Origin of the sequence: Marinomonas polaris DSM 16579 (assembly GCF_900129155.1) — a bacterium.
Classification (GTDB): Bacteria; Pseudomonadota; Gammaproteobacteria; order Pseudomonadales; family Marinomonadaceae; genus Marinomonas; species Marinomonas polaris.
The window spans coordinates 133113-149982 of the sequence record NZ_FQVF01000011.1; the positions used below are offsets into that span (position 1 = coordinate 133113).

The 16870-nt window shown below is 43.5% G+C and carries 15 protein-coding genes; 7 read left to right on the forward strand and 8 right to left on the reverse strand.

Annotated elements, in window-relative coordinates:
• Nucleotides 1–37: 37 nt before the first annotated feature.
• The 4 genes from BUA59_RS13165 (at nucleotide 38) to BUA59_RS13180 (ending at nucleotide 3866) form a co-directional block, all read left to right on the forward strand.
• Nucleotides 38–985, forward strand: a complete 948-nt coding sequence (locus BUA59_RS13165; protein ID WP_072840163.1) for a Gfo/Idh/MocA family oxidoreductase — start codon at nucleotides 38–40, stop codon at nucleotides 983–985.
• A 127-nt stretch (nucleotides 986–1112) separates the two neighbouring features.
• Nucleotides 1113–2096 carry an aldo/keto reductase gene (locus BUA59_RS13170; RefSeq protein WP_072840164.1) on the forward strand — a complete coding sequence of 328 codons (984 nt, stop codon included), beginning with the start codon at nucleotides 1113–1115 and terminating at the stop codon, nucleotides 2094–2096.
• A 194-nt stretch (nucleotides 2097–2290) separates the two neighbouring features.
• Nucleotides 2291–3043 (forward strand): hypothetical protein, encoded by a 753-nt coding sequence (locus tag BUA59_RS13175; protein WP_072840165.1) that lies wholly within the window; start codon nucleotides 2291–2293, stop codon nucleotides 3041–3043.
• A gap of 1 nt (nucleotide 3044) precedes the next feature.
• Nucleotides 3045–3866 carry a sugar phosphate isomerase/epimerase family protein gene (locus BUA59_RS13180; RefSeq protein ID WP_072840166.1) on the forward strand — a complete coding sequence of 274 codons (822 nt, stop codon included), beginning with the start codon at nucleotides 3045–3047 and terminating at the stop codon, nucleotides 3864–3866.
• 105 nt (nucleotides 3867–3971) lie between these two features.
• Here BUA59_RS13180 and oadA read toward each other — a convergent pair whose 3' ends face one another.
• Together oadA and BUA59_RS13190 are read right to left on the reverse strand one after the other, a co-directional pair.
• A complete protein-coding gene (gene oadA, locus BUA59_RS13185) occupies nucleotides 3972–5780 on the reverse strand; it encodes a sodium-extruding oxaloacetate decarboxylase subunit alpha (RefSeq protein WP_072840167.1) in 1809 nt (602 codons plus the stop codon).
• Nucleotides 5781–5797: 17 nt separating this feature from the next.
• Nucleotides 5798–7213 carry an acetyl-CoA carboxylase biotin carboxylase subunit gene (locus BUA59_RS13190; RefSeq protein ID WP_072840168.1) on the reverse strand — a complete coding sequence of 472 codons (1416 nt, stop codon included), beginning with the start codon at nucleotides 7211–7213 and terminating at the stop codon, nucleotides 5798–5800.
• Between the two features lie 148 nt (nucleotides 7214–7361).
• On the opposite strand from BUA59_RS13190, the gene BUA59_RS13195 reads away from it, so the two are divergent.
• From BUA59_RS13195 to BUA59_RS13205, 3 genes are all read left to right on the forward strand, one after another.
• Nucleotides 7362–8312: a LysR family transcriptional regulator gene (locus BUA59_RS13195; RefSeq protein ID WP_072840169.1), complete on the forward strand. Its 951-nt coding sequence runs from the start codon at nucleotides 7362–7364 to the stop codon at nucleotides 8310–8312.
• Between the two features lie 277 nt (nucleotides 8313–8589).
• Entirely contained in the window at nucleotides 8590–9894 is a 1305-nt protein-coding gene (locus BUA59_RS24275; RefSeq protein ID WP_072840170.1) for a methyl-accepting chemotaxis protein, read from the forward strand.
• 144 nt (nucleotides 9895–10038) lie between these two features.
• Nucleotides 10039–11337 carry a methyl-accepting chemotaxis protein gene (locus tag BUA59_RS13205; RefSeq protein WP_072840171.1) on the forward strand — a complete coding sequence of 433 codons (1299 nt, stop codon included), beginning with the start codon at nucleotides 10039–10041 and terminating at the stop codon, nucleotides 11335–11337.
• A 74-nt stretch (nucleotides 11338–11411) separates the two neighbouring features.
• Here BUA59_RS13205 and BUA59_RS13210 read toward each other — a convergent pair whose 3' ends face one another.
• From BUA59_RS13210 to BUA59_RS13235, 6 genes are read right to left on the reverse strand one after another with little or no spacing between them, the layout of a single operon-like run.
• A complete protein-coding gene (locus tag BUA59_RS13210; protein WP_072840172.1) occupies nucleotides 11412–12260 on the reverse strand; it encodes a class III extradiol dioxygenase family protein in 849 nt (282 codons plus the stop codon).
• Nucleotides 12260–12622, reverse strand: a complete 363-nt coding sequence (locus BUA59_RS13215) for a protocatechuate 4,5-dioxygenase subunit alpha (RefSeq protein WP_072840173.1) — start codon at nucleotides 12620–12622, stop codon at nucleotides 12260–12262. The genes BUA59_RS13210 and BUA59_RS13215 overlap by 1 nt, the downstream gene beginning before the upstream one ends.
• 41 nt (nucleotides 12623–12663) lie before the next feature.
• Nucleotides 12664–13536: an amidohydrolase family protein gene (locus BUA59_RS13220; protein WP_084122436.1), complete on the reverse strand. Its 873-nt coding sequence runs from the start codon at nucleotides 13534–13536 to the stop codon at nucleotides 12664–12666.
• A gap of 44 nt (nucleotides 13537–13580) precedes the next feature.
• The gene (locus BUA59_RS13225; RefSeq protein WP_072840174.1) at nucleotides 13581–14669 is read right to left on the reverse strand and encodes a 4-oxalomesaconate tautomerase; all 1089 of its coding nucleotides are present in this window, start codon (nucleotides 14667–14669) and stop codon (nucleotides 13581–13583) included.
• Nucleotides 14662–15339, reverse strand: coding sequence for a 4-carboxy-4-hydroxy-2-oxoadipate aldolase/oxaloacetate decarboxylase (locus BUA59_RS13230; RefSeq protein WP_072840175.1), 678 nt, complete (start codon nucleotides 15337–15339; stop codon nucleotides 14662–14664). Before BUA59_RS13230 ends, BUA59_RS13225 begins: the two co-directional genes overlap by 8 nt.
• Nucleotides 15340–15368: 29 nt before the next feature.
• Nucleotides 15369–16376: an amidohydrolase family protein gene (locus tag BUA59_RS13235; RefSeq protein WP_072840176.1), complete on the reverse strand. Its 1008-nt coding sequence runs from the start codon at nucleotides 16374–16376 to the stop codon at nucleotides 15369–15371.
• Between the last annotated feature and the right edge of the window lie 494 nt (nucleotides 16377–16870).

The window sequence follows — 16870 nt, forward strand, 5'->3', positions numbered from 1 at the left end:
CCTTACAATAAACACTCGCACTTTTAGGAGTAGACTAATGAGAATTTGTATCGCTGGCGCATCTGGCGCTTTCGGCATGAAACACATGGACGCCATCGCGGCGATCGAAGGTGCAGAAGTCGTTTCTGTGGTTGGCACAAAAATCGATGCGATTAAAGCCTTCGCTGAAGAACGCGGTGTTCCTCACTACACAACAGATCTAGCAGAAAGCCTAGCTCGTGATGACGTTGATGCGGTAATCCTAGCTACCCCGACTCAAATGCACGCTGCGCAAACTATCCAATGCCTTGAAGCTGGCAAACATGTTATGTCTGAAATTCCAATGGCAGACAACATTGAAGACGCTCGCAAAGTGGTTGAAGTACAAAAGAAAACTGGCCTAGTTGCCATGGCGGGACACACTCGTCGTTTCAATCCTTCGCACCAGTGGATTCATAACAAGATAATGGCTGGCGAATTAAACGTTCAACAAATGGACGTGCAAACCTACTTTTTCCGCCGTTCAAACAAAAACGCCCTTGGCCAAGCACGTTCTTGGACTGACCATCTACTATGGCACCATGCTTGCCACACTGTGGATTTGTTCCAGTACCAAACTGGCGAAACAGCAAGCAAGGTTCAAGCACTTCAAGGTCCGATCCATCCTGAACTTGGCATCGCCATGGACATGAGCATTGGTATGAAAGTGCCTAACGGTGCAATATGTACGCTATCTTTGTCATTCAATAACGACGGTCCATTCGGTACCTTCTTCCGTTATATTTGCGACAACGGTACTTATATCGCACGTTACGACGATCTATTTGACGGCAGCGAAAACAAGATTGACCTATCTGGCGTAGCGGTTTCAAATAACGGCATCGAACTACAAGACAGAGAATTCATTGCAGCGATTCAAGAAGGTCGTGCGCCAAACTCTTGTGTGACCCAGGCCATTGAAGCGATGGAAACCTTGCATCGCTTAGAAGAATGCCTAGAAGCATAGGAACAGTGCAAAGTTCATTAAAGTAAGACACAAACAGGGAGCCTAGGCTCCCTGTTTTCGTTACACTGTTTTGCAATAGTAGTCGCGCAGTAAAACATAGCAAAGCAAACTAACAAGGACCCTTTTTATGTCAAAACATCCGCATTTAGCCAATCCAAACATCGGCCTAGGCTGCATGAATTTATCCCATGCTTATGGTTCGCCTGTTGCTGAAGAGCAAGCCATCAAGGCACTTCATCAAGCCTTTGAAATGGGTTATCGCCATTTTGATACCGCGACTTTATATGGCGGTGGTAACAATGAGCTTTTAGTCGGTAAAGCACTAAAAGATCGCCGTGATGAATTTTTCCTTGCCAGCAAATGCGGTATGGCCATGGTTGATGGCAAAAAAGAGATTAACGGCAGACCTGAAAATATTCGCAAGCAGTGCGAAGACAGCCTAAAACGCCTACAAACAGACCATATCGATTTGTATTATTTGCATCGCTTGGACTTCAATGTACCAATCGAAGAAAGCGCAGGCGCTCTAGGCGATCTGGTAAAAGAAGGCAAAATTGGTGCGGTGGGTTTATCAGAAGTGTCTGCCGAAACGCTAACTCGTGCTCACAACGAGTTCCCAATTACTGCGATTCAGTCCGAATATTCTTTATGGACACGCAATCCAGAAATTGCCGTTTTAGAAGCCTGCAGGAAACTAGGCGTTACCTTTGTTGCTTTCAGTCCATTAGCACGCGGATTCTTAACGGGCACATTAAAAGACGTTGCGGATCTAGAAGCCAAAGACATTCGTAACAACATGCCACGCTTTAACGCCGAGCATTATCCTAACAATCTAGCCTTGTTAAACGACTACTTTGCCCTTGCGAAAGACATCGGCTGCACACCATCGCAACTAGCTTTGGCTTGGCTCACCGCAAAAGATAAAAATATTGTCCCTATTCCTGGCACTCGCTCGGTTAATCATATGAGAGACAATTTTGAATCAGCGCAATTAAAGCTGGATGCCAAACAAGTCAGCCTGCTAGACGAGATGATTAATCAAAATAACGTACATGGCACGCGCTATACCGCCGCACAACAAGCTGAAATAGACACCGAAGAGTTCGCATAACCATCTACAGCTTATCTATCATCCAATCGAATCTATAATATTTTTGAGATTCGGTTGGATCATTTCTTCATAGCTAAATATCACTTTTTGTTTGCGTACCTGCGATCCTGCTTATATGTTAAAAGGGTTATACGTTAGCTTGTCCATAAGACGACCTAACCATTACTAATGTATTGACCTCTTTGGACCGTATTATGGATCAAAACGACATCACACCTTTGTCTACTGCGAATTTACTGGGTATCGAGTTTATCGAGATAGTCGCGCCCTCTTTAGAAAGCGTAACTCCCCTAATGACTGAGCTAGGTTTTAGCCTTTACGCAAAACATCGACGTAAAAATGTATTCTTATTTCAACAAAATCAGTTAAAAATAATTATCAATTGTTCGCAAGATCCAACATTGGAAGCTTATGTTGGCGAAATGGGCATCGCTCTTTTTGCTATCGCCTTTAAATGTGACGACGCTTCTATCGCTCATGCTGAGCTAATAAAACGAGGGGCTTGGGATTCATCCAATCATTCAGGCCCGATGGAAGTCAATATTCCAGGCATTGAGGGAATGGGCGGCACCTTAATCTATTTAGTTGATCAAGTGCGTGACGATTTAAGCGTATATGAGATTGATTTTAAAACCATCCCCAGCGTAGCTGAAAAATTAAATGGCTCACTGTCTCACTTCCATGAATTTACTATACAAGTAGATCCTGACCGTACTCAGACTTGCTTAACCTTTTTTGAACGTCTTTTTGGTTTTCAAGCCAAAGAAGAGGCCAGCTTACAGCTCCCTGGAAAACACGCCATCAGCCTACGTTTTGTCGAAGCTTCAGACGAACAACACAATACTGAATTTTTTAGCAAAATCACTTTCAAAGCGAATGAGAACAGTCCACTTCGTCATCAAATTTTCGCAGGTAATGATCGCGCCTTTGCTATAGAGGTAATCTAATATGCTGTCTATTGCGGCAAACCTTTTTCATAGTACGCTCGAAGATAAATTCGCCGCGTTGGCCCAAGCAGGCTTTCTAAACATTGACCTAACACACTCTGATTTTGGCGCTGATAAGCGTGATATCGAACACATTGCCGAACTCGCCAAACGCAATGGCATTGAAATCAGCAGTGCGTCGAGTTTGCGAGAGTTTGGTGGAAATACAAATCATATCCATGAGTACGATATGGATTTGGCGCGCAATTACTTAAAAACCTTAGCGCAACTGAATTGCCGCTTACTGGTTGTTATGCCACCAACCATTCGCTCTAAGAACATAGACACCAATCAAATTTTGGCCGATCTTCGTGCTTTGGCTAATTTAGCCATTCCTTATCGCATTAAGATTGCTTTAAAAGCATTGCCTTGGTCACCTTACATTGGCAGTTATCAAGCCGCTGCCTCGCTTTGCCGAGACGTAAACAGCCCAAATTTTGGCTTAGTAATTGATACGTTTCATTTTCTGAGTGAATCAGAAGCAATTGATGTTCTTGAAGAAATTCCGACGTCAGATATTTTTTTAGTACAATGCTCGGACTTCAACAGCAGCATGACCTATTCGCTTGAAGATCAAATAGAAACCTATCATCACAAGCGTTTGATTCCGGGAGATGGCTATTATGAAAGTAGCATTGTCACCTTAATAGAACACCTGCATCAACAAGGTTATCGTGGTCACTATTCTATTTTAGCCAATAATGCCATCTACAAGACCCAACAAACCGATGAGCTTATCTCTCGTATAAATTCCTTCCAAGAAGCTTGCCAAGCGTTTCTGTAATGACAAAATTGATGTGAAAAAGGCCGTCTTTCTAATGAAGAAAAACGGCCTTTTTAACGTCTATTTCATTAGCTTCCTAATGAAATCATCTTTCTCAATAATGGACTAAACGATCTCAATCAGCATTTCACCCGGTGTGACTCGGTCGCCTTTTTTAACGAAAACGCCTTTTACCGTACCCGCCACGTTGGAATGTACTTCGGTTTCCATCTTCATGGCTTCCGTGACGAGTACAGCTTGACCCGCGGTAACCGTGTCGCCTTCTTCAACCAAGACATCAATGATATTACCCGGCATCGCCGCACTAACATGACCAGGTTCAGTCGCGCGAGATCGCCCTGCACCACCTTCAGCAACATATTCATTCAGCGATTCAAACACCACTTCTTCTGGCATACCGTCCAAAGACAAGTACAACTTGCGTTTACCAACCCCAAAGTCACCTACACCAGTGATTTCAACATTGTAGACTTCACCATGCACATCAATCTTGAACTCAGTAGCCAAGCCACCTGCGGCTGCACCTTGACCCGCTTGTTCTGGCGGTAACAAGACTTCTGGAACCAAGGTTCCGTCAGCACGTTGCTGTAAAAATTCACGGCCTAGTTCAGGGAACATAGCAAAGGTCAGTACATCTTCTTCTGATTTCGCTAATTCACCAATTTCATTGCGTAATTTATAAAGCTCTGGAGACAACGAATCTGCAGGACGAGCATCGTTTACCGATTCATTACCTACGGCTTTTTTCTGCACGTCTGGATTTACTGCCGCTGGCGGTTGGCCGTATCCACCCAATAAGTAACGTTTCACTTCATTGGTGATGGTTTTATAGCGCTGACCTGCCAATACGTTATAAACCGCCTGCGTACCAACGATTTGCGAGGTAGGCGTTACCAAAGGCGGATAGCCTAAGTCAGCACGAACACGAGGAATCTCGGCAAACACCTCACGGATCTTATCTAACGCATTTTGCTCTTTTAACTGATTCGCCAAGTTAGACATCATGCCGCCCGGCACTTGGTTAACCTGCACAGACACATCTTCGCGAGTAAATTCACTTTCAAATTGATGATACTTTTTACGAACATCACGGAAGTAATCGGCAATTTCCGACAACAAGGCTAAATCTAAACCCGTGTCGTAATCGGTATCTTTCAAAGCGGCCACTTGAGTCTCAGTCGCTGGGTGACTGGTGCCACTGGCAAAGGACGAAATCGCGGTATCAATGCGGTCAGCACCTGCTTCGATGGCTTTAAGCTGACACAAAGGCGCTAAACCTGAGGTTGAATGACTGTGTACTACTAAAGGCAAATCGACGGCTTCTTTGATGGCTTTCACCAGATCATAAGTCGCATAAGGCGTTAACAACCCCGCCATGTCTTTAATGGCAATAGAATCTGCACCCATGGCTTGCATGGCTTTGGCTTGCTCGACAAACAAGGCTGGCGTATGCACTGGGCTGGTCGTATAACAAATCGTACCTTGCGCATGTTTACCGGCTTTTTTCACCGCTTTCATGGCAGTTTCGATATTGCGCAGATCGTTTAGTGCATCGAACACACGAAAAACATCAATGCCGTTATCCGCCGCCTTTTGTACAAACGCTTCTACAACATCATCGGCATAATGGCGATAACCCAACAGGTTTTGACCACGCAACAACATTTGCAAACGGGTATTTGGCAAAGCCGCACGAAGCTGACGCAATCGCTCCCAAGGGTCTTCTTTCAAAAAACGTACGCAAGCATCAAAGGTCGCGCCGCCCCACACTTCTAAAGACCAAAAACCGACTTGATCGAGTTTTTCACAGATCGGCAACATATCTTCCGTACGCATACGAGTGGCAATCAGCGATTGGTGAGCATCACGCAAGGTGACATCTGTCACTTCTATTTTTTGTTTAACTTGACTCATTTTCTTCCTCCTGCGGATTATCGACCAACATGCGCTGCAATAGCGGCTGCCAACACCAAAGCGATATCACTTGGATGGCGTCTAACGGAATAATTTAATAATTCAGGGTGAGCTGGAACGAATCCAGTATTGAATTTCCCTTTGATGAAATCTGGGTGTTTCAGAATTTGCTGATAATAATTGGCGGTAGTTTTGATACCATGCAAACGCATATCGTCAATGGCACGGCGACCGCGCGCGACCATCTCATCCCAAGTCAACGCCCAAACCACCAGCTTCAAACACATGGAATCAAAGTAAGGCGGAATCTCGTAACCAGTATAAATTGCCGTATCCACACGAACGCCCGGACCACCCGGTGCGTAGTAGTGAGTAATACGCCCAAAGCTGGGTAAGAAATCGTTCTTTGGATCTTCTGCGTTAATACGGAACTGCATCGCATAACCACGATAACTTATGTCTTCTTGACGGAAGCTAAGCGGCGAACCAGCCGCGATACGAAGCTGTTCACGCACAATATCGACACCAGTGATTTGCTCGGTAATCGTGTGCTCAACCTGTACTCGTGTATTCATTTCCATGAAATAGACTTCGTTGCCAGACAACAAAAACTCTACCGTACCTGCGTTAACGTAATCCACCGCTTTGGCTGCTCGCACCGCGAGATCACAAATATACTGGCGTTGCTCTGGGGTAAGTTGCGGGCTTGGCGCAATTTCGATCAACTTTTGATTACGACGCTGAATCGAACAATCACGCTCATACAAATGAATCGCATTACCTTGGGAATCCGCCAATATTTGAACTTCAATATGACAAGGATCAACGATGCATTTTTCTAAAAACACTTCGGCTGAACCAAAAGCTTTAGTCGCTTCGGAGATAACACGAGGATATTGGGAGGTTAGTTCTTCTGGTGTGTCACAACGTCGAATGCCTCGACCGCCACCACCAGAGGTTGCCTTGATCATCACCGGATAACCAACTTTCCCAGCTAGGGCAAGCGCTTCTTCAAGGTTCGCTAAATTCCCCTCTGAGCCAGGTGTGATTGGAATACCTGCAGCACGCATACTGTCGCGTGCTTGAGTTTTATCGCCCATTTTATGAATGACGGAAGAATGAGGCCCGATAAAGGTAACGCCTTTTTGCTCACACAATTCGGCAAAATGCGCATTTTCAGACAAAAAACCATAACCGGGGTGAATCGCATCACAACCTGTTTCTATGGCTAAGTTCACTAGACGCAAAGGGTCTAGATAACCGGCAAGTGGATCATCGCCTAACGAGTAAGACTCGTCTGCACGTTTGACATGCAACGCATATCGATCCGGTTCCGTAAATATCGCGACAGAGCGAATCCCAGCCTCTGAACAAGCGCGAATGATACGAACCGCAATTTCACCTCGGTTAGCGATCAACACTTTTTTTAACATGAGTCACTCCTTTCTTGTTGAACATTTAGCCTACTCAAAGATCAACCAAAGTAAAAATTGATATTACGACATTTATGTATAAGCTATTCGTGATAGATAAAAGCTGATAGATAAGATCCGATGGATAAACCAAGAGGAAACAAAAACAATGCCTCAAAGCGTACAAAGTTTAGTGAACCGACTCACGTTTAGACAATTACAAGTGTTTAAGAGCGTTTATGAATTGAGTAGCTACAGTCGAGCTGGCGATATGCTGGGGTTAAGTCAGCCTGCCGTTAGCAACCAAATACGACAACTTGAACAAGCACTGGAACAACCGCTGTTTGAATACGTCGGTCGTCAGCTTTACAGTACAGCGACGGCCAAGCGTTTGGCTCAATGCATTCATGCGATGTTTGATGAAATACAACGCTTTCAAGACGACTTATCAGAGGAAACTGGCCTAATATCTGGTGAGTTAACTTTGGTGGCTGTGAGTACAGCGCAATATGTGGTGCCTTACTTACTTCGGGCTTATACCAGCTTGCATCCAAACGTCACGATAAACGTGAAAGTCATGAACCGCGCGGCGGCCATTAAACGACTCAATGAAAATCATGATGAATTAGCAATCATGGGCATGGTACAGAATGATAAACCTATGTTTAGCATACCCTTTTTGAATAATGAGCTGATTGCTGTCGTGCCACAAAACCATCCTCTTCTCTCTCTAGAAGACATCTCATTAAGCACCTTTTTAGAACACAACTTACTACTTCGAGAAGCAGGGTCAGGCAGTCGGTTAGCACTAGAACTGCATTGTCAAAAACAACGTATTCGCCTGCACGCAGAAATGGAAATTGGCTCCAATGACGCGATCAAACACGCCGTTATTGCGGGACTAGGTGTGGCCGTGTTACCCAAACTAGGCATTCTCTCCGAGCTTACTCTTGGCACCTTAATCGAAGTTCCAATCAAAGATTTCCCCCTTCGCCGATCATGGTGTTTGATCCACCCTCAAGGTCGTCATCCAACTCCGACAATGCGCTCCTTTATTGACTACATTCAACAAAATATTGGTCAGTTTGAAACCATGTTCTCTCGAATGACTGAAAAATAATCTACTCAATTCTATTATCGTTAGACAAGGGTAATGCCTTATTTAGCCAATTCAATTCCCCCATCATTTTTTCCTGCAAAAAAGCAAACAACCACTCACAAAGAGTTACTCAAAATAAGTAAACCATTAACAAACATCACACGTATATGACACTTAACAAACATTAAATCAAAGCATTACAGTGTAAAATTCGACCAGTTTTGTAGGAAAACACCTACACAAAACAATGGGGAATGCGACTGTCATACTGACAAATCACCCCTAGCGAGGAACTGTCATGTTTTTTACCAAACAAAAGAAAGCCATCGAAAAAACTCTACCTCAAAGCGAAGACTCTGCTTTCATTACGGCTATGAAGAAATTTTGTGCATCCATTAGCTTTTTACCAGATGGCACAGTATTAGATGCCAATGCACTATTCCTCGATACAGTGGGCTACTCATTAGAAGAAATCCAAGGACAAAAACATGCTCTATTTTGCCCTACTAAAGTCACCTCTAGTCTCGATTACAAACACTTTTGGTCGGATTTAGCGGCTGGACAAAGCAAACAAGGTACGTTTTTACGCAAAAACAAAAACGGCTCGGATATTTGGCTTGAAGCCACTTACTTTCCAGTTGAGGTAGATGGGAAAATCGTCAAAGTCATAAAAATTGCTTCCGATGTCACTCGAAACAAAATAATGGCAGACAGTCAAAGTGCAGTCTACAACGCTATAGACAGATCTTCAGCAACCATAGAATTTATGCCTGACGGTACCATTATCACGGCTAATGATAACTTCATTACAACTATGGGATATCGATCTCAAAAAGACATCATAGGCCAACATCATCGTCAATTTTGCACTCCAGAATTTTACCAAGAAAACCCTAATTTCTGGGCAGAGCTGGCCCATGGTGACTTCAAAACTGGACAGTTCAGACGTATAAATAAACAAGGTAAAACGATCTGGCTAGAAGCAAGCTACAACCCAATTTTTGATCAATTTGGCAAAGTAATTAAGATACTCAAGGTCGCGTCAGATATTACCGAACGAGTCAACACGCAGCTAGCCATTCAAAATGCGGCCGAAGTGGCACATTCAACATCTGTAGAAACCGCTAAAGTTTCAGAAAATGGTGCAGATATCTTACGTCGCACCGTTGAGACATCTGACAAAATCGTCGCAGATATTGAAGTATCTACAGATCTTATTGAGCAGTTAAATCATCAGTCGCAAAACATAGCTAAGATTGTTACCTCTATTGGATCAATTGCCGATCAAACCAACTTGTTAGCACTAAATGCAGCGATAGAAGCCGCTCGTGCAGGAGAAAATGGCCGAGGCTTTGCCGTTGTCGCAGATGAAGTTCGCACGCTCGCCGCCAGAACAAGCAAGTCAACGGTCGAAATTGAAGACATGGTAAAACAAAATAGCAATTTAACCCTGCAAGCAAAAAACAGTATGAGCAAGGTAAGTGAACGCTCAAGCGAGAACGCGCAACTGATTAATGAAGCATCAGGCATCATAGATGAAATTCAAAAAGGTGCTAAACACGTATCAAACACAGTGAGCAAATTGCTGCATACAGAAAAGTAACTGCCTTTTCTTATCAAAAAGATAACTAACCGTTACATTTTAGGACACTTTCACTACAGCTATAGAAATAAACACCATTTATAGTCTGATTACTAACACAGCAATAAACACTAAAAAGTACGCAAGGCTAGGGAGGAGAAGCAAATGTTTTTCAATAAGAAGCAGACTGAAAAAAAACCAGCTCAATCTATAGATAACGCTGCTATAGAAGCGATGAACAAGTTCTGCGCAACAATTAGCTTCTCACCCGATGGCACTGTTCTAGAAGCAAATTCACTGTTTCTTAATGCGATTGGTTATTCTCTTAAAGAAGTACAGGGACAAAAGCATGCGTTGTTTTGTCCAAATCAAATAACCTCTAGCCCTGAATACAAAAGTTTCTGGCCGGATCTAGCATCAGGAAAAAGCAAAGAAGGTACGTTTTTGCGTAAACACAAAGACGGCTCGGATATTTGGCTTGAAGCCACTTATTTCCCTGTTGAAATAGATGGCATAGTAGTAAAAGTAATAAAAATTGCTTCCGATGTAACCAAAGCTAAACTTATGGCTGACAGTCAGCTAGCTGTTTACAATGCTATTGACCGCTCCTCTGCCACTATTGAGTTTACACCAGACGGCACCGTAATTACCGCAAATGACAACTTCCTAATGGCACTAGGCTACAAATCAAAAAAAGAAATTGTTGGCCAAAATCACCATAAATTTTGTACTGATAAATTTTATCAAGATAACCCAAGATTTTGGACAGAACTGGCTAATGGTGACTTCAAAACAGGTCAATTTGAGCGTGTAGGTAAACAAGGCCAAACTGTATGGTTAGAGGCCAGTTATAATCCAATTTTCGACCAATTTGGTAAAGTGGTTAAAGTACTTAAAGTCGCTTCTGATATTACCGATAGAGTTAATACTCAACTAGCTATTCAACATGCTGCTGAAGTGGCTCATTCAACTTCGGTAGAAACCGCACAAGTGTCAGAAAATGGTGCACAGATCTTACGTCGGACCGTCGAAACCTCAGACAAAATTGTTGCTGATGTTGAAGTATCTACAGACCTAATAGAACAACTTAATCACCAGTCTGAAAGTATCGCGAAAATTGTGACAACCATTGGCTCTATTGCTGACCAAACTAACTTATTAGCACTCAACGCCGCCATTGAAGCCGCTCGTGCAGGCGAACATGGCCGTGGTTTTGCTGTAGTAGCGGATGAAGTGAGAACACTAGCCTCTCGCACCAGTAAATCTACTATTGAAATTGAAGATATGGTGGCACAGAACAGCAACCTAACCCGCCAAGCCAAAACCAGCATGAGCAAAGTAAGCGAACGTTCTAAAGAGAACGCACAATTGATAGATGAAGCCTCTGGCATCATAGATGAGATTCTAAAAGGCGCGATACACGTTTCTAATACTGTTAATAACCTTTTGAATATCGAAAAATAAAAAAATCCGCTATCTATTTTTGTAGATAGCGGATTTATTGATCTTAACAACGCCCCTCTAATAAAGAAGATTTGTTATTTCGGCATCTCATGTTCTAACAACATCAACCCAGAGCCAGTGTTTGAAATCGGCGCATGGTAGTTACGGTGTAATTCCGTCACTTTACCTAACAAGGTACCACGCATGGCGATGTGCATATTCAGCTCAACAGCCTGAGCGCCACCTTGTTCAACAAGATCAAGATTAGTGTATTTTGTCAGCGCTTCAGGATCGCTGACGAGTTTGTCTAAGCAGTCGATATCAAAAGCACGATTGATAAAGCCAGCACGCTCACCATCAAGCTGGTGCGACATACCACCTGTACCAAACACAACAACATTGATGTCTTCTTCGTAAGACGCCACAGCACGGCCAATAGCTCTACCCAATTCAAATGTACGCCAAGGCTGAGCCATTGGGTATTGTTCGCAGTTAATACACACTGGGATGACTTTCACATGACCATATTGATGCCCAGGCCACATAAGGTTCAGTGGAACCGTTAGGCCATGATCAACGCGCATTTCTTGACAGATAGTCATGTCGAAACCTTCGTCGACAATACTATTAGCAATATGCCAAGATAATTCTGACTCACCAGTCACTGGCGGAATGGTCGGAATGCCCCAACCTTCGTCAGAGTTATGATATTCATCAGCAACACCTATCGCGAACGTCGGTTTTTTATCAATGAAAAATTCTAAACCATGGTCATTATAAAAAAGGATAATAACGTCTGGTTTTTTCTCATTTAGCCAGTCACGTACAGGTGGATAAGCATCAAAAAAAGGCTTCCAGTACGGTGTTTGCTCTAATCCGTTTGCCATAGCATTAGCGATAGCTGGGATATGAGATGTCGTTATCGCACCAATAATGTTCGCCATTAGACTTCTCCTCGCCCATTTTTCTCAAGCATTGCTTTAAATTCATCGGTGCTCATGCCAGTTTGCAGGCCACCAATGTCTTGCATGTTTAGCTTTAGTAAGCCGGTAAACTTTGCCAAATAATAGATACTACCGCCTTCACGCAGAAGCCCGATTACATCTCTATTACGAATCGCTTCTTTTTGCGCTTCTGTAAGTTTGAACTTTTCACAGTACGCTTCTGGATCCGCATTAAATTCATCACGCGCTACTTGATCATTAAATGAGTAACACATTTTATTTAAGCCATAGCCTTTTTTGGCCATTTGACCATCAAAAAGGTACGTGCCTTGGAGTTGTCGATCTGTATAGTTACTAGCCATTTCGGTAACCTCTATTCATTTACTTTGCTGCGAAGCTTGGATTATTTCCAGTAAAGACGCATAGGATTATCCACCAACAAAGCTTGTTGTAGCTCTGGTGTTGGGGCGATATGAGGAATCACATCCACAAGATGACCGTCATTTGGCGCTTCAACTTTCATGTTCGGATGTGGCCAATCCGTTCCCCACAAAACACGATCAGAGAACTTCTCAACTAGCGTGCGGGCAAAAGGATAAACATCAGAATAATCAGGCGCATGTTGAGTCAAACGCTCTGGGCAGCTAACCTTGCACCACACGTTGTCATTATCAGCCATGAAGTTAACAAAACGTTGGAAGTCTGGATGATCCACGCCATTGGCAACATTTGGTGTTCCCATATGATCAACAACAATCGTGGTATTCAATTCTTTCAAAAAAGGAATCAAGTCTTCTAGATCTGCCGCTTCAAAGTACACCACAATGTGCCAACCGAAAGGACGAATCTTGTCAGCAATCGAGAAAAACACTTCTCTTGGCGTGCTATCAACAAGGCGTTTCACAAAGTTAAAGCGCACACCACGAATGCCCACAGCATGCATTTTTTCAATTTCTTCGTGAGTGATAGAGTCATCAACAAATGCCACACCGCGAGCCAAATCCCCCGCAGTTTCTAACGCATCGATCAAAGCCGAGTTGTCGGTACTATGACAAGATGCTTGAACAATCACATTACGAGAAAAACCTAGATGATCACGTAAGGCAAACAACTGTTCTTTTGACGCATCGCAAGGCGTGTATTTGCGTTTTGGATGGTACGGGAATTTATCCGCTGGACCAAAAACGTGACAATGCGCATCAACTGCACCCGCTGGTGCTTTAAAAGCGGGTTTGCTTGGAGCAGGATGAAATGGAATATAATCTTTGTCCATCATGTTCAAATACCTTTAAAAAATTCGTTATGCTAAAAATCAGCGAATTAAAGACCGTTACCATGAGCAAATACCTGCCCATCAAATAACTTTCTCGCGGTACGTAAAATCGCCGCAGAACCTAGGTCGCCGTTTTCTTGTTGATCTAAAATCACGGTCATCGCGCCAATTGGATGCTCAACATCCAACGTCATACGAGCGCTTGACTGATAACTTGCTACTTCATTAGCAGGCGACCCTTTCAGCACCGCAGCTGTCGCCACACTCACCGCACCCAATACGCCAATCGATGCATGACAACGATGGGGAATAAAAGTACGTGTGGAGATAGCACCGCCGTTCGTCGCTGCACTCACCATGGTCATTTTAGGAACGGATTTTTCTTTCACGTCACCCAAATTCATCATAGGGCCAACTTGCAAGCGAATAGATTCTAGCTTCGCACGCAGTTCGTCATTGGCCTCAAGTTCTTCGCGAGATTCTGTACCCGTAATACCCATATCAACAGCACGCATGATAACCACAGGCATACCATTATCGATGCAAGTTACTTCAATGCCATCAATCACATCGACTACATTACCCGTTGGCAACAAAGCACCACAGCTTGATCCAGCGGTGTCTTGGAAAACGATCGGTACTGCAGCCGAAAAACCAGGCACGCCATCAATACGAGCGTCGCCTTCGTATTGCACTTCGCCGTCTTTTATAGCAACACGCGCCACCGCGATTTGACCGGTATTCTCCATAAAAATACGTACAGAGGTTTCGCCTTCTTTGGCCTCAACCAAGCCACGTTCAATCGCAAACGGTGCAATGCCGGCTAAAATGTTGCCGCAGTTCTGCGCATCAGTAACAATGGCCTGATCAACAAACACCTGCAAGAACAAATAGTCTACATCGGCATCGTCACGTTCCGACTTTTTCACCACGGCGACTTTTGATGCTAATGGGTCTGCACCACCGATGCCGTCGATCTGACGTTCATCTGGCGAGCCCATCACGCGTAATAAAAACTGCGTACGAGCATCGACATCAATCGGTAAATCTGCGGCTAAGAAGTAAGCACCTTTTGACGTGCCGCCACGCATCCACATACAAGGCGCACTCTTTATAACGCCTGAATGTTTAGACATACTTTAAGCCTTTCTCTTTTAGACGTGGGCGCATTTCATAAATGTCTAAGCCCAATTCGCCATTCGCCATACGTACGCGTTTTGATTCTTCATTCGCCATACGCTTACGAGACAATTCCAATACTTCAGCAGCATTCTCACGACGCACTACAACCACACCGTCATCGTCAGCCACAATCACATCACCAGGATTAACCAAGGCATCAGCGCAAACCATAGGTACGTTAACAGAACCAACGGTTTCTTTAATCGTACCTTCGGCAAACACGGCTTTTGACCAAACAGGGAAGTTCATTTGACGAAGGTCGCGAGTATCACGAACACCACCTTCGATAATCAAACCAACTACGCCACGAGATTGCGCTGATGTTGCTAACAAATCACCAAAAAAGCCGTGATTCGAAGGAGACGTTGGAGCAAATACCATCACGTCACCCGCTTTGCACTGCTCAATCGCCACGTGCATCATCCAGTTATCGCCAGCGGCACCTGAAATAGTGATCGCGGATCCGGCAATGGTCTTGTCCATTTGAATTGGGCGCATGTAATGAGCCAATAGACCAACACGACCTTGAGACTCATGAATCGTCGCTACGCCGCACTCTGCCAAACCATCGATTACAGCTTGGTCAGCACGTTCAATATTTTGTACTACTACATTATTTCGCATTATATGTTCCTTCCCTTAAATCGAGAGCCTTACGCTTTTAGTCTTGAAAAGACGCGACGAGCATTGCCTTCAAAGATGGCTTGTTTCTGCTCAGCGGATAACACAGTGTTGTTATCGATATAGCGTTTCGTATCGTCAAAATAATGACCTGTTTCTGGATCAACACCACGTACCGCACCAATCATTTCAGACGCAAACAAGATGTTCTTCGTTGGAATAATGTCTAAAAGAAGATCAATACCGCGCTGATGGTAAACACAAGTATCAAAATAGATGTTGTTCAAAACGCGCTCAGCTAGATCAAAACCTTGGTCTAATGCCATACCGCGGAAACGTCCCCAGTGATAAGGCACTGCGCCACCACCATGAGGAATAATGATTTTTAATTCAGGGAAATCTTTAAATACATCCGACATCATTAATTGCTGGAAGCCAGTGGTATCCGCACCTAAGTAGTGTGAGCCAGTCGTGTGGAAACAATCGTTACATGCCGCGCTCACATGGATCATCGCAGGAATGTCGTATTCACACATTTTTTCATAGATAGGATAGAAAGAACGGTCCGCCAAAGACTTATCTTGCCAGTAACCGCCACTTGGATCTGGATTCAAGTTGATACCGATGAAACCCATTTCTTCAACAGTACGAACGATCTCAGCAACCGATTTGCCAGGATCAACACCTGGCGATTGTGGTAACTGCGCTACAGGAGCAAAGTTTTCAGGGAAAAGATCACAAACACGGCGAATCAAATCGTTTTGATGTTCTGTCCAATATTGGCTGGTGTATTCATTACCAATATGGTGTCCCATCCAGCTAGCACGAGGAGAGAAGATGGTTAAATCGGTGCCACGCTCTTGCTGTAAACGCAGCTGATTATTGATAATGCTGTCACGAATTTCATCATCCGAAACAATAACCTTACCTTTTTCACCAACAAAAGCAGGGTCTTTAGCGACCTGTGCTTTTTGTTTATCGCGGTACTCACCAACGCCTGCTGGCGTAGTCGTATAATGTCCGTGGCAATCTATAATCATGTTACTACTCTCTATTCTTATTTAAGGCGCTGTTTTTATTTAAGGCAATTGCTGTGGAATAGAAGATTAGACGTCTATTTTTATGCCTCTCACCTTCTTTATTTACACAGCCATTCAATCACAATCTGTTCAGAGTATTCTTGTGTATAGGCTATTTGGCTATTTCAATTTGACCGAAAGGGTATTGCATTTTGAGATAGCTGTTTTTTAGCACAACGAGAACATCTACTCATTTTAGATATTTATTTTGGAAAATCTCACTTTTACACCAGCTAAAGGTTCCTTTAAAATAATACTATCACTATGATATATATGATTTTTTTCAAAAAAAACGAACATGATGATGTTTTTGTATTCCTTTTTCGATATATAAGAGACATTAAAAATTCATTTCTAAAAATACAAGATTTACGACATTTTGGTCATGTTGCTTAGCAAAGCAGATCAAAAAGTAGGTATTGAGTGAAACACAAAGACCAAATGTAGAAATAGTT